Raw genomic sequence first — 14473 nt, 5'->3', positions numbered from 1 at the left:
CGTAGGCTGATTTACGTGTTACCATTTATTGGCAACCCTTGCTGCCTTTACCTGTGCAATATTGAGTAAAAAGGGCTTGGCCATTAATTTTTAAAAACCGACGACAGGTTTCCTTATCGCCGGTTTTTATGCCTTGTTTATACCTGTGAGGCAATACTTGTAAGTGATTATGATAATAAAATGACAGCTTTTTTTAGTCCGTTATTATTTCTTATAAGTGATTTTATAAATATTTCCAGCTACATCATCGGTAACGTAAAGTGAGCCATCCGGGCCTTGCGCCAAGCCGCATGGACGGTGGGCCGCAGCACCTGAAGCTGTATTAGCAGCAGAGCCAGAAAAGCCGTCGGCAAAAACTTCCCACTGACCATCGGGCTTGCCATCTTTAAACGGTTGAAATACCACGAAGTAACCAGCCTGCGGTTCAGGTGCGCGGTTCCATGAACCATGAAAAGCTATGAATGCACCATTTTTATATTTCGCGGGGAACTGATCGCCGGTATAAAATAACAGGCCGTTAGGGGCAAGATGGCCCGGATAAGCGGCGGCAGGGTCGATAGCATCTTTTCCGCCTTCAATCTTGCCGTCGCCGCCATATTCAGGCATCAGCATTTTTTTATGTTGTTGCTGGTCGTAATACATATAAGGCCAGCCTGCATTATCTCCTTTTTTAAGCGCATACATACACTCGGCAGGTAATATGGCCGATTGTTTAGCAGTGAAATATTGTGGATAGAATTCAAAAAGCTGATCGCGGCCGTGCTGCATTACAAAAAGCTGGTTGTTTTGCTGATTCCAGGTGATACCTACAACATTACGCAGACCGGTAGCATAACGTACACCATCGCCATAATGCTGGTTCAATTTATCTGCTTTAAACTGCCAGATGCCGCCGGCCGAATCTAAAATAGGGCAGCCCTTTTGGCCCGGGGAACCCTTTTTTCGGTCTTCAACCTGGCAGGCATTTGAGTAAGCGCCAATGTTTACGTAAATGTTGCCATCGTTATCAAGCGTTATGGCCTTAGCTTCGTGCTCGTGGCGGCTGATAAGCCCTGTAACGATTTTCTCAGGCTGATCAGGATTGATAACCTCGCCCTTATCGTTCAGTTTATAACGAAAAACCTCTTCATCCGACGATGCATACAGGTATCCGTTTTTAATCGACATGCCTGTACCGCTATAAACACCAAAGCTGTTCTTTACGGTAGCCTTGCCGCCATCTTCGTGAAGCATTAATATTCCCTTGTTGTTTTTGACGTTAGTAAGTTTTACGTAGATGTCGCCCTGTGGAGTGATGGCAATATGGCGGGTGCCCCCAAGTTTTTCAGCAATAATACTGGCGCTAAAGCCTTCTGGAGTTTTAATACCCGCGTTTTCTGTTGATGGAGCGGGGGTAGAAGTGCTATCGGCAGTTTTCTTTGAGTCGTTATTACTTTTGCAGGCTGTAATAAACATAATACCTCCCATAGCAACTACAGGCAGTATGGAACGTAATAATTTGCGGTTTTTCATGGTAAAGATTAATGGTTATCAAATTAAGTAAATATACCGATAATCCTAAAATCTGTTTTGTAGTAATCAAGTGACACTTTGTTTTTTATTTAACCATGCCAATTAATAAAATTTGGCAGCAATAGATTGCGGTATTAATTGTTTGAAATAAAATTTGGTTAAATAGCTTGTGGGTAAAACATAGTATCAATCAACTAATGTTGTGACATATAATGCTGTGTTTGATTAAACCATTGCTGATAGATATCGTCCTAATTATATAAAATTTACAATTATGAAGAAGTTAGCCATATTATCAGCAATAGCAGCCGGAAGCTTATTTATCAGTAAAGCCAACGCACAAGTATCTATACAATTTGGTATCAATATCCCCGCTCATCGCGTTTACGTACCTGCCCCTCCTCCGCCAGTAGTAGAAGAAGAGCCTGTTTATGATGATAACGTAAATGTTAGTGACGACGATGATTATTACTATTTACCGGAAGTAGAAGCTTACTATAATGTAGGTGCAGGATGCTACTACTACAATGACGGCAGCCGCTGGGTAAGCTGTGCTTATCTGCCTGGCGCTTACCGTGACTATAACTGGCGTACTGCTGTACGATACGAGGTAAGAGCGCCACGACCATACTTGCGTCACGATTTTTACAGGCAAAGGTGGGGCGGTTACATGGGCGACCGTGGTAACTGGGGACACCGTTTTGACAGAAGGCCTGCAGGCGGCTATGCTTATCGCCCGGGTTGGGGTGGTGACCGTGGAAGCTGGGGCAGAAGACCTAATCCGTATGATAACCGTGGTAACTGGGGAAATGGCAGAGATAATCATAACTGGGGCAACGGTAATCATGACCGTGGTAACTGGGGTAATGGAAACCAATCTGACAATGACAACCATGGTAACCATGGCGGATGGGGTAACGGACAGCCTAACAATGGCAACAATGATAACCATGGCGGTCATGACAATCGCGGCAACTGGGGTGGCCGACCATCAAACGGCGGCGGTTATGACAGGGGCAATGGTGGTGAGCGTTTTTCTCAAAATGGAAATTACGGCCGGGGCATGCGCAGGTTTTAATATTCTAACTCCCTATATATTAACTGAAAGGTCGCCTGTTATGGGCGATCTTTTTTGTTTTATATATTGTTGTGCATTTTTGAGTTATCCTGCATGCATTAATTAATAAGTAATATAAACCATTTATTATCTACTAAACCTGTTTAGCATTACCATTTATATTATATATTTGGTTTTAAAATACTAAATCCTTGAAGAAGAAATTATCTATAGTTGACATTGCCAATAGCCTTAATATATCTAAAACTACGGTATCTTTTATCCTTAATGGTCGCGCGCAGGAAAAACGCATCAGCGATGAGTTGGTGAAGCGCGTACTTCAATATGTAAAAGAGGTTGGTTATAAACCTAATTCGTTAGCCAAAAGTTTACGCACCGGCAAATCAAATATCATTGGCTTGCTGGTGCAGGATATTTCCAATCATTTTTTTGCCACAATAGCCCGCCGCATAGAGGACCTTGCTTACCAAAACGGTTATAAGATCATTTACAGCAGTACAGATAACGATACGCAAAAAACGCGCGAACTGATAGCTATGTTTCGCGACAGGCATGTTGATGGGTACATTATTACCCCGCCCGATAATATTGAAGAAGATATCAGCGATTTGATCAAAGATGGTTTCCCTGTGGTACTTTTTGACCGCTACCTGCCTAAAGTAGCTACCGACTATGTAGTGGTTGATAACCTGTTCAGCACCTTTAACGCCACACAGTACCTTATTGATAAAGGACATAAAAATATAGCTTTTATAACTTACAGCTCTATCCAAACTCAAATGATAGAAAGGCTTGAAGGTTATGAAAAAGCCATGCACCAAAGCAAATTAAAACCCAATATAACCGAGGTCGATTTTCACACTACTGTTCAGGAACTGCTTAAGTTAATGACAAACTTCCTGGAAAAAAATAAAGATGTCGATGCCATTCTGTTCGCCAATAATCATTTGGGCAAATGCGGCTTGAAAGCCATCCGTAAGGCAGGTAAAAATATACCGGGTGATATTGCTTTGATCGCGTTTGACGATTACGAACTTTTTGAATTGTATAACCCGGCTGTTACCGCTATAGCTCAGCCAATTGACGAAATAGCCGACAACGTGATCAAGCTGCTGATGGAAAGGCTTAACACAGCTGTCCCCGAAGAAAAAAATCAACACATAACATTAGCAACCGAACTAATTATCAGGGATTCATCAAACTAATGAACTATTTTGCAGAATGAATTCAGGGTGATGATGCACCACGTCCTGAACGATTGATTATTTCAATTCATCTTTCAATATAGCCCAAACATTATTGGCTACAATCTTTGCACCCTGAGCGGTAGGGTGGATGCCATCGCCCTGGTTAAGTGAGGGTACGCCTCCAACGCCTTGCAATAAAAAGGGGACAAGGGCCATATTGTTTTTTTTAGCCAGATGGGGGAAAACGTTTTTAAACTTAGCGGTATAATCGGCGCCCATGTTCGGCGGTACCTGCATGCCCAGCAAAACAAGTTTAGCATCAGGATATTTGGCTTTTACCTTATCTACTATGGACTGAAGATTTTTGGCGGTTTCGCTTACCGGGATGCCACGAAGGCCATCGTTGGCGCCAAGCTCTAATACAAAAACGTCTACTTTTTGCTTTAACAGCCAGTCTATGCGGCCATTGCCGCCTGCGGTAGTTTCGCCGCTTAATCCGGCATTTATTACTTTATACGGTAATTTTAATGAGTCAACCCGGCGACTGATAACGCCGGGAAATGCATCTGCAGGATCATCGAGGCCGTACCCGGCAGTGAGGCTATCGCCAAAAAACAAAACAATTTTCTTTGATGCCGAATCGGTTTTGACATTTTCTGTGGCAGCTTCCGCCTGATCATTGTTTGACGATTTAGCACCATCGCCGCAACCTGCCATTGTGAGGGCCGCAAGCAAGATACCGCTTAATGTAACTTTGTTCATATAAAATAAATACAATGCGCTCAGGCGTTTGTTCTTAAAATCTCAAGCGGCGGCTTGTTTAACACTCCACGGCTGTTCAGTAAGCCAATAACAACAGTCAGCAAACTTATTATTAAAAATAGTACAAGTGCCGGTAATATGTTCACACTGTATGGTATTTCAAAACTATATTTTGCCAGGAAATAAGTACCCGCAAAAGCTATCAGGATTCCGGTTAAGGCCGACAGGCTACCCAAAAACCAGTACTCTAACGCTGTTATAGTGAATATTTGTTTACGGCTTGCACCAAGCGTACGTAATAAAACACTTTCCTGTATGCGCTGATATTTGCTGATCCGTACAGATGCTATCAGTACCACAATACCTGTTATAATACTGAACGCGCTCATGAAACGTATAACGTAGCTGATTTTACTTAACAGCTCATCAACAACACTTAAAATTAGCCCCAGATCAATTATCGAAACGTTAGGATAAGCCCTTACTACAACCTGCTGAAAAGCTGCTGATACCTTGTTTGATGGCACGTGTGTCATCAACACATGAAATTGCGGTGCACCCTCAAGTATTCCCTTCGGAAAAACTACCTGAAAATTGGTTTGTACCTTACCCCAGTTAACCTTGCGGATACTGGCAACATATGCCGGCATTTGTACGCCCTGCACATTAAATACTATTTTATCACCTATTTTAAGGTTGCCCCGTTTAGAGAGGTTTTCTTCAACAGATACCGGGATTTCTTTTGAAGGATCGGCTTTGCCAATCCATTTGCCATCCAGCAATTTCTCTGATGATGTTAACGAATCTCTGAACGTTACACGGTACTCCCAGGTAAACACACCATGCTGTATTTTAATAGTAGTGTCTTTTGTAAGGTCGGCGGCCGTTTTACCGTTGATTTGTTCAATACGCATCGTAACAATAGGCACTTGTTGCAGCACAGGAAGTCCCTGTTGCTTTGTTAACTGAACAACCCCTTTTTCCTGGCTGCTCTGAATATCAAACAGGATCATATTTGATTGATTGCCGCTGGTTGAAAGATTGACTTGCTGTACCAATAATGTTTGCACGAAATAAAGTGTGCAAATAAACATGGTACTTAAACCAATGGATACGATAAGAATAATGGTTTGATTATTGGGCCGGTATAAATTGGCAAATCCTTGTCGCCATAAATAACTCCAGGAGCCTTTAATAATGGATTTAGTAACGCGCATGAGTAACCATGCCGTCGCCGTAAGGATCATGAATGCAATTAAGATTCCAAGTGTAAACAGGATACTACCTATCACGCTATCCAACTGCAAATAAGTAAAGGCAATTATAAAGATCAGTATCAGCAGGTAAACCAGCCAACGCAAAGGATCCCGTCTGTTCCCGCTCTCATCAACTGAAATTCGGAGCGTGTTAAGCGGCGAGATATTGCGAACGGAGATTAAAGGTAGTAAAGCAAATAGTATAGAGATAATCACACCCAGTAAAATACCCTGGCCAATAGCCATCCACGAAATTTGTACGGAAATGGTAAACGGTAAAAAGTCCTTAAATACAATGGGGAGTAAATGTTGAACAGCGGTACCCAATATAGCCCCGGTAACAGAACCGATAATCCCGATGCCTACAATTTGTATCAGGTAAATCAAAAATGCTTCGGATGATTTAACACCAAGACAACGCATAATAGCTATCGATGCAATTTTTTCTTTTACATAAATATGGATTGCACTGGCTACACCAACGCAACCTAATAATAGGGCAACAAAACCAACTAAGGATAAAAAGCGGCTTAAGTCACCGAAGGCTCGCCCCGTATTGTCTTTTTTTGTTTCGATGGTTTCAAAGCGCATCCCTGCCTTGTCAAGCATAGGATCGATCTTTTTCCCGATCTTATCTACATTAACCGACGAATTAAACTTATAATAAAAACTATAATTAACCCGGCTGCCAATTTTTACAAGCCCGGTTTGCTCCAGGTACTGCATGGGGATATAAACTACCGGGGCAATACCCGCCATTACACCGCTTTGGCCCGGTGCTTTATTGAGGATCCCGGCAATCAGGAAATTGAGGTTTCCCACCTTTACCGAATCACCGACTTTAGCATTAAACTGTAGCATCAGGGTTTTATCAACCAACGCCATTCTGCCTTTCTTGAAGGTAAGTCCGGCCACCTCGGGTGTGGTTTCTAAAGTGCCGTAGTAGGGGAAACCTCCCTGCAATGCCCTGATCTGTACCAACCGGGTGCCTTTTGTTCGCGGAAAATAAAGCATGGACGCAAAGCTTCGTTCCTGTGAGCGCTCGTCGCCTAATGAATCGAGCATATGCTTCAATTTATCATCAACAGGTTTGTTTCCGGATATGGCGAGATCTGCACCTATGAGCGTGGCTGCCTGATCGTTCACATCATTTTGTACATTGTATTTGAACGAATAAATAGCCACCAGTGCAGCAATCCCAAATACGATGGCCGATATAAAAAGGAACAGCCTTGACCGGTTGCGCCGGCTATCGCGCCAGGCCATCCGAAACAGCCAGGGGATATTTATTTTTCTTTTGAAATCAATAGCAGTATTATCCATTAGCTTATCCGTTAATGGTTTTTTCGTCGGCAATCAGTTTGCCGCCTTTGATCCTGATGATGCGCTGGGTTTTGGCTGCCAACTCAAGATCATGGGTCACCACTACAAGTGTAGTACCCGCTTCCTTATTCAGGTCGAAAATGAGTTTGATCACCTTGTCACTGGTTTCTGCATCGAGGTTTCCCGTAGGCTCGTCGGCAAAGAGGATCCGGGGGGCATTTGAAAAAGCACGAGCCAATGATACACGTTGCTGTTCACCACCCGAAAGCTGGAGCGGGTAATGATGTCCGCGCTCTGATAAGCCCACTTTATCTAAAAGATCCAAAGCCCTTGCTTTGATGTTTTTTTCGCCTCTAAGTTCAAGTGGCACCATGACGTTTTCGAGCGCAGTAAGTGTAGGTAGCAACTGGAAATTCTGGAATATGAAACCTACATGCTGATTCCGCACTTGTGCACGCTGATCTTCAGTAAGTTTATTAAGGTTAATACCATTAAGCTCAACAGTGCCTGAAGTTGAGCGGTCAAGCCCGGCACAAAGGCCAAGCAGGGTGGTTTTTCCGCTGCCTGATGGCCCAACTATAGCATTGGTTGAACCTGCCGCAACGGAAAAATTTATTTGATCGAGCACGGTGAGCGTACGACCGGCACTTTGGTATGTTTTACTTAAATCAGAGATATTGAGGATATTGTCCACAGCTGTTTTTTTTATGGTATAGATACAAAAAAGCCGGGGTTGTTACCACGCCCGGCCATTGAATGTCCAAGTATTATGCCATCTTTACTTTTAGCTGACATTGAGTTTAAAGGCGGCTTTTCAAGCTGTCTCTTAGTTTATTTTCCCATTCGTCTTTTAAAATACTCAACACTATCGAGTCGCGGCGGCTGCCATCGGCGAGAGGCGTATGATTTCGCAAAACGCCTTCAACTGTACAACCAATGCTTTTCATGGCAGCTATGCTTCGCTCGTTTCGGGCATCGGCCCTGAACTCCACGCGTTCTATTCCCAGTTGGTCAAAAGCAAATTGAAGCAGCAAAAACTTACAATGTTTGTTGAGCCCTGTGCCCCTGAATTTTTCGCCATACCAGGTATAGCCTAACTGTAAGGTTTGATAGGCAGGCTGAATATCATAGAAACGGGTACTGCCTGCATATCCGCCGCTTGCTTTATCAAAAATTATAAAAGGATATTCCCTACCTGTCGTGCGCCCATTAGCAGCTGCTTTGATATAAGCTCGCATGCCATCCTCACCGGCGGCACTTGTGAGCGAATAATTCCAGGTATCGGGTTCGTTGATGGCGAAAGGGAGCAGGTAGTGAAGATCAGTTTCCTGTAAAGGGCGTAATAGTACCCTCTCATCTTCTAAAACATAGGGTGTTTCGGGGTTGAATGCAGCGCTCATCGGTTAATTGTTATTACCTGGTATTGAAGTTAAACTTTATCGGCCATTGCAAGCTCATACATCTGGTCAAAAGGTTTATTTTTTAGTTCGATGGCAACAGCGGAGTTCCGCTGCTCACAATATTTGAGCATTTCGTAACAGTCGGTTAAGATATCATCGTCAATACCTTTGAAGGTCATTTCAACCACTTTTCCAGAGATCTTATAATATTCGTCAAGAGCTGCAATACCCTTCTCGGTTATTTTGATCAGCTTAGCCCGTTTGTCATCGGGGGAGGTTCGTTCATCTATCTTGTTTTCCCGGATGAGCCGGTTAATGACTTCCATGCCGGTTGTTGTTTCGGCAAACATATAGTTTATCAGGTCGCTTTTTCTTACCTCCCCAAGGTGAAGTAAACCATTTAGGTAATAGAAACTTTCGGCAGGAGGGATGCCGATGTGGTTAACTGCCGACCGGAAATAAAGCGAATAAGCGCTCAGGATGCGGCCGAGGGTTTTAAGCAGGTAAGCTCCGTTCATGATGCGCTCACCTTTTTTGCCGGCTTGTTTAGGCTTTGGGCGTTGCTTTTGCAGGTAGTATCTACAAAATGCTTCTACAGTAGGTTGTTCACTTACTTCTTCAAAAGCAGCCCATTCGTTAACTAATTGCACTATTGGTTTCATTTTATTCCTGTTTGGGTGTAAAATTAAAAATTTATTTCTAAAATGTTTTAATTATTCCCAAATAGAAATATATTTGTCAAACTATATCGAAATAGAAATATATGGAAAATGAGAATGGCTTACCGTTCCGTTCTGATTTATTTCGATAATTTTAGATTGAAATAAAAATGTTTTGCAGGTTCAGTCGTCAACTATAATAAAAGCGCGATTTGATACCCGCAAAAGAGAATTATAAATCAAGATCACTATGCAACCTGATCCTACAAAAAAAACAAACAATAAACCTCCCGGCGTATTTAGTTTGCTGAAACCATATAAAGGGCTTGTGGCGCTGTTACTGTTATTTGCTTTACTGGGCAACGCCATGAACCTTTGGCTGCCTAAAATTATAGCTAACGGTATTGATGCTTACTCCAATCATCACTTTGTGATAAACGAGGTTATGGCCAAATTTCTGACGGCGACAATTGTGGTGTTTTTGTTTGCAGGCTTACAGGCAATTGTTCAAATATATGCATCTGAAAAAGTAGCGCGTGATCTCAGGCAGCAACTGGCTGATAAAATATCCCGCCAAACCCATGCTTTTATCGAACAGGCAAACCCTTCAAAACTGTTAACCAATCTAACTTCGGATATCGATTCGATCAAACTATTCGTATCGCAGGCTTTGGTTTCTATTGTATCGTCGCTGTTTATTATTATTGGCTGCAGTGTTATGCTGCTTACCATTAACTGGAAACTTGCGTTGGTTGTGATCACTATTATTCCCATCATTGGCGGTACTTTTTTTTACGTTTTGAAAAACGTGCGCGCGTTGTTTATGAAAAGCCGCGGCGTTATCGACCAGCTTAATAAGGTAATTAACGAGAGCATACTCGGCGCAGCACTCATCAGGGTGATCAACTCGCAGCAGTTGGAATACAATAAATTCCTCGCTGCCAATACCGAAGCAAAGGATTACGGTTTAAAGATCCTTGGTTTTTTTGCCGGGCTCATTCCCATTGTAACGTTTACCGCTAACATGGCAGCATTTACTATTTTGGTAATGGGCGGGCATTTCGTAATCAGCGGCAGCATGACCCTGGGTAGTTTCGCGGCTTTCAACAGCTACCTGTCGTTATTGATATTCCCGATATTCATTTTAGGTTTCATGAGCAACCTGATAGCCCAGGCTACGGCTTCATTTACGAGGATCAGCATGGTTTTGAATGCGCCGGATGTTACCGACGGTGGCCCGTTGAAGGATCCTTTGCGCGGCGATGTGGAACTGAGGAACGTTACAATAAGCTACGGCCAAAAATCGGCGCTGAAAAACGTCTCATTTAAAGTAAAGGCGGGTTCAAAAATCGCCATCATCGGGCCTACATCTGCCGGTAAAACACAATTGTTGTACCTGCTTACAGGTTTGATTAACGCCACTGAGGGAGAAGTGTTGTTTGATGGTAAAGACCTTGCCGAATATGACAGCGAAACCTTTCACCGGCAGGTTGGCTTTGTTTTTCAGGACAGTATCATCTTTAACATGAGCATCCGTGAAAATATAGCTTTCAGCGATACGGTAACTGATGAATCGCTTCAAAAAGCTATTGAAACGGCCGAGTTAAGTACGTTTATCGATAACCTGCCCGATAAATTGAGCACCATTGTTTCTGAACGGGGCTCAAGTCTTTCGGGCGGACAAAAGCAACGCATTATGCTGGCCCGGGCACTTGCAGTTAATCCAAAGGTTTTGCTGCTTGATGATTTTACGGCAAGGGTTGATAACAACACAGAAAGGAAGATCCTGGCTAATATCCAAAAAAATTATCCGGGTTTAACTCTGATATCCGTAACCCAGAAAATTGCGTCTGTTGAACACTATGACCAAATCATACTATTGATGCAGGGCGAAATAGTGGCCAGTGGTGTGCATGATGAGTTGATGAAAACCAGTCCGGATTATGTACAGATCTTTAATTCACAGCAAAGTACCAGCAATTACGAACAGGGTGTTAACCATTAAACATAAAGTTAACGACTGAAAAAATATTGATTACAATGAACTACGATCTTAACCAATTAGGTAAAAATCAGCCAAAAACTTCTACGCTGGCCGGATTAAAAAAGCTGCTCCAGCTGATAGCCCATGAAAAGCGTACACTCATCATTGCTTTTTTTGCCATCCTTGTTAACTCTACACTTAACCTGCTCGGGCCGCTCATTATTGGTCATACTATTGACAAATATGTGCAGCACAAGGATTTTAGCGGAGTTTTACATAATGCGGCTATTTTATTTTGTATGTACCTGGTAGCTTTATTTACCAGCTATAAGCAAACCACGCTGATGGGAGGGGTAGGGCAAAGGATGTTATTTACACTACGCAATTCTATCTTTAATAAGTTACAGCAGTTGCCGGTAGCCTTTTTTAATCAGAACAAGGCCGGCGACCTGATATCGAGGGTTAACAACGATACCGATAAGCTTAATCAATTCTTCTCCCAGTCATTGATGCAGTTTATCGGCAATATCTCTATTATGATTGGTGCCGGTATTTTTTTGCTGGCTATCAATATTGAGCTGGGAGCAGCTGCTTTATCTCCGGCCTTGGTCATCCTGTTTTTAACGCTGGTATTATCACCATGGATAAAAAGGAAAAATGCAGCAAATTTGAAAAGTACCGGTGCATTGAGCGGTGAGATCCAGGAGAGTATTAATAATTTTAAAGTGATCATCGCTTTTAACCGGCGCGATTATTTCAGGAAGCGTTTTGACATAGCTAACAATCAAAACTATAAAACAGCCATTGGATCGGGCCTGGCTAACAATGTCTTTGTGCCGGTATATGGTTTACTTGCCAGTATGGCCCAGCTTACCGTACTATGCTTTGGTATCTACCTGATCAGTAAAGGTATGTTCTCTATAGGATTGCTGGTGAGCTACTTATCATATGCTACCAATTTTTATAACCCCTTAAGGCAATTAGCTGCCTTATGGACAAACTTTCAGCTGGCGATGGCGGGCTGGGACAGGATCTCGCAGATCTTATCCCTTGAAACCGATTTACCCGTGCTGCAGGCAGGCATTAACGAACCAGATGCTGCTTTATTAGAGTTCAGACATGTGCACTTTAGTTATGATGAAAGCCGGGAGATCCTCCATAATATCTGCTTTAAATTAGAGTGTGGCAAAACCTATGCCTTGGTTGGCCCCACAGGTGGCGGCAAAACAACAACGGCTTCATTAATAGCACGTTTGTATGACCCTACTAAAGGGTTGGTGTTACTTGGCGGGAAAGATATCAGGAGTTTTACGGCCGAGGAACGCAGCCGAAAAATAGGCTTTATTTTACAGGAGCCGTTCCTGTTTACAGGCACGGTAAGAGATAATATCCTTTATGGCAACGAGCTTTTTCAAGATCATACCAACGAAGAAATGGAACAGGTGATCAGGGATGCCAACCTGGGCAGCCTGCTGGCAATTTTTGAAGAAGGGTTGGACACCAAAGTTCTATCAGGCGGCGACAGCATTAGCTTGGGCCAGAAGCAGCTTATTGCCTTTATGCGGGCTGTTTTACGCAACCCGGAGATTTTGATACTGGATGAGGCAACAGCCAACATTGATACCATTACCGAAAAATTGCTGAGCGACATTTTGGATAACCTGCCAAAAACTACTACAAGGGTAATCATAGCACATCGTTTAAATACGATTGAAAATGCTGATGAGATCTTTTTTGTAAACTCGGGTGAGGTGATCAGGGCTGGATCATTTGATGACGCTATGGATTTATTGTTGCAAGGAAAGAGGGTAAGCTGATCTTTCTTGGGATATGGATATGCAGTATCACGGTTTTGCCTTGTTTTTTATCCGGATTTGATAAATCGTTTTAAATTTTGCCGATAAATTGCCAGCATATAAAATAGTTGTCCGATCAACACTAAATAATTGCTAAATTATTTTTACAATTGCATATAAACTTAACCTAAGTTATGCATAAGTACAGCGGCGAAACGCGCATTTTAGTTGCAACAGATTGTATCATATTCGGATTCGACGGGGCAAATATTAAATTATTGCTTGTTCAACGTGGCCTTGAGCCGGAAAAACACAAGTGGAGTCTGATAGGTGGTTTTATAAAGCCAACCGAATCACCCGAAGATGCTGCAAACCGTGTGCTTGAACTGCGCACCGGGCTTAGGAATGTATACATGGAACAGTTCCAGGTATTCGGTAAACCGGAACGCGACCCGGTAGAAAGGACCCTTTCCGTTGCTTATTTCGCGCTTATCGACATCCATAAATATGAGGCCCAACTAAGTGAAGAATATCACCCCGAATGGTTTTTACTGGATGAGATGCCCGATCTGATCTTTGACCATAATGAAATGGTGCGCCTCGCTAAAAGACAACTGCGTTATAAAGCCGCGCTTCACCCGATTTTATTTCAATTGCTTCCGGAAAAGTTCACCATTCCGCAATTACAGGCCCTTTATGAAGGAGTTTATCAAACCAAGTTTGATGACAGGAACTTTAGCCGTAAGCTGCTTTCAACAGGTTTACTTGTAAAGCTTCCTGAAAAAGATAAGCTCTCATCAAAAAAAGGTGCATTTTACTATAAACTTGATCAGTCGCATTACGAAGAAAATTTTGAAAAGTTCCTGAACCTGGTGCCTAACCCGGATAAGTTTTTTTAGCATGCCGGGCAATGCATTTTAATATTTTTATGACAAGGCCTTGTTATTCATATAACTAACGAAATGGTATCGGGTTAGTAATTAACATCAAATTATACTTGTTTTATGGCCTGATGTGGTTTAAATGTACCCGGTCTTGTCAGCATGTTTTTACTAATAACAGGCGCAAAACATTCGGATGTGCATGATTACTCAAAAATTAGTTTAGTGTTAACCCTGTAAAAATATAAATAATTGATTATTAGGTGGTTGAATATGTTGTTTTTAAAATGTGTTAAGTCGTGTTAACCCCTGTTATTTGCGTGTGTCCTGTTTTAGCACGTGTTTTTTTATTACCACCTGAACCCGCTGACCGGGTTTTTAAATAGCCATATTTTTTCTGACACTGTTATCGCGGGGATCCACAAAACCATTACTATACCATGATAGCATCACGATCTCAAATACATCATTTAAAATGCTCTTGAAGTTTATGATCTGCGGAAAAGCGACTGAGCTTAGTTATAAATTAAACGTAGCTAATTATGAAATTGCCCCGGCAATTAAACGGCTGGTTATTTTATATAATCATACCGTATAAATTAAAGGTTTTTGTATTTTTAAAGGGTTAGTTTAAT

At 42.3% G+C, this 14473-nt stretch carries 11 protein-coding genes; 5 read left to right on the top strand and 6 right to left on the bottom strand.

Going from position 1 to position 14473, the window contains the following annotated elements; all coding sequences use genetic code 11:
* Positions 1-204: 204 nt before the first annotated feature.
* Positions 205-1512 carry a PQQ-dependent sugar dehydrogenase gene (locus tag ACEN82_RS12665; RefSeq protein WP_413317224.1) on the bottom strand — a complete coding sequence of 436 codons (1308 nt, stop codon included), beginning with the start codon at positions 1510-1512 and terminating at the stop codon, positions 205-207.
* A gap of 274 nt (positions 1513-1786) precedes the next feature.
* Here ACEN82_RS12665 and ACEN82_RS12660 point away from each other — a divergent pair, with 274 nt between their 5' ends.
* Entirely contained in the window at positions 1787-2590 is an 804-nt protein-coding gene (locus tag ACEN82_RS12660; protein WP_413317222.1) for a hypothetical protein, read from the top strand.
* A gap of 191 nt (positions 2591-2781) precedes the next feature.
* The gene (locus ACEN82_RS12655; protein ID WP_413317220.1) at positions 2782-3795 is read left to right on the top strand and encodes a LacI family DNA-binding transcriptional regulator; all 1014 of its coding nucleotides are present in this window, start codon (positions 2782-2784) and stop codon (positions 3793-3795) included.
* A 57-nt stretch (positions 3796-3852) separates the two neighbouring features.
* On the opposite strand, the gene ACEN82_RS12650 is transcribed toward ACEN82_RS12655, so the two are convergent.
* The 5 genes from ACEN82_RS12650 to ACEN82_RS12630 form a co-directional block, all read right to left on the bottom strand.
* Positions 3853-4539 (bottom strand): arylesterase, encoded by a 687-nt coding sequence (locus ACEN82_RS12650; RefSeq protein ID WP_413317218.1) that lies wholly within the window; start codon positions 4537-4539, stop codon positions 3853-3855.
* Positions 4540-4559: 20 nt separating this feature from the next.
* Positions 4560-7118, bottom strand: coding sequence for an ABC transporter permease (locus tag ACEN82_RS12645; RefSeq protein WP_413317216.1), 2559 nt, complete (start codon positions 7116-7118; stop codon positions 4560-4562).
* 4 nt (positions 7119-7122) lie between these two features.
* On the bottom strand, positions 7123-7812 hold the full coding sequence (locus ACEN82_RS12640) for an ABC transporter ATP-binding protein (RefSeq protein ID WP_373613881.1): 690 nt from the start codon (positions 7810-7812) through the stop codon (positions 7123-7125).
* Positions 7813-7918: 106 nt separating this feature from the next.
* Positions 7919-8518, bottom strand: coding sequence for a GNAT family N-acetyltransferase (locus ACEN82_RS12635; protein WP_413317214.1), 600 nt, complete (start codon positions 8516-8518; stop codon positions 7919-7921).
* Positions 8519-8547: 29 nt separating this feature from the next.
* Positions 8548-9180 carry a MarR family winged helix-turn-helix transcriptional regulator gene (locus ACEN82_RS12630; RefSeq protein WP_413317212.1) on the bottom strand — a complete coding sequence of 211 codons (633 nt, stop codon included), beginning with the start codon at positions 9178-9180 and terminating at the stop codon, positions 8548-8550.
* Between the two features lie 247 nt (positions 9181-9427).
* Here ACEN82_RS12630 and ACEN82_RS12625 point away from each other — a divergent pair, with 247 nt between their 5' ends.
* The 3 genes from ACEN82_RS12625 to ACEN82_RS12615 all read left to right on the top strand — a co-directional run bounded on the left by ACEN82_RS12625 (position 9428) and on the right by ACEN82_RS12615 (position 13856).
* Positions 9428-11182: an ABC transporter ATP-binding protein gene (locus tag ACEN82_RS12625; RefSeq protein ID WP_413317210.1), complete on the top strand. Its 1755-nt coding sequence runs from the start codon at positions 9428-9430 to the stop codon at positions 11180-11182.
* Positions 11183-11217: 35 nt separating this feature from the next.
* Positions 11218-12978: an ABC transporter ATP-binding protein gene (locus ACEN82_RS12620; protein WP_373613879.1), complete on the top strand. Its 1761-nt coding sequence runs from the start codon at positions 11218-11220 to the stop codon at positions 12976-12978.
* Between the two features lie 173 nt (positions 12979-13151).
* Positions 13152-13856, top strand: coding sequence for an NUDIX hydrolase (locus ACEN82_RS12615; protein WP_413317208.1), 705 nt, complete (start codon positions 13152-13154; stop codon positions 13854-13856).
* Positions 13857-14473: the final 617 nt, after the last annotated feature.

This window comes from Mucilaginibacter sp. Mucisp73 (assembly GCF_059491465.1).
The sequence above is the reverse complement of the archived record's forward strand: the minus strand, read 5'-3'. Positions and strand labels throughout refer to the sequence as shown.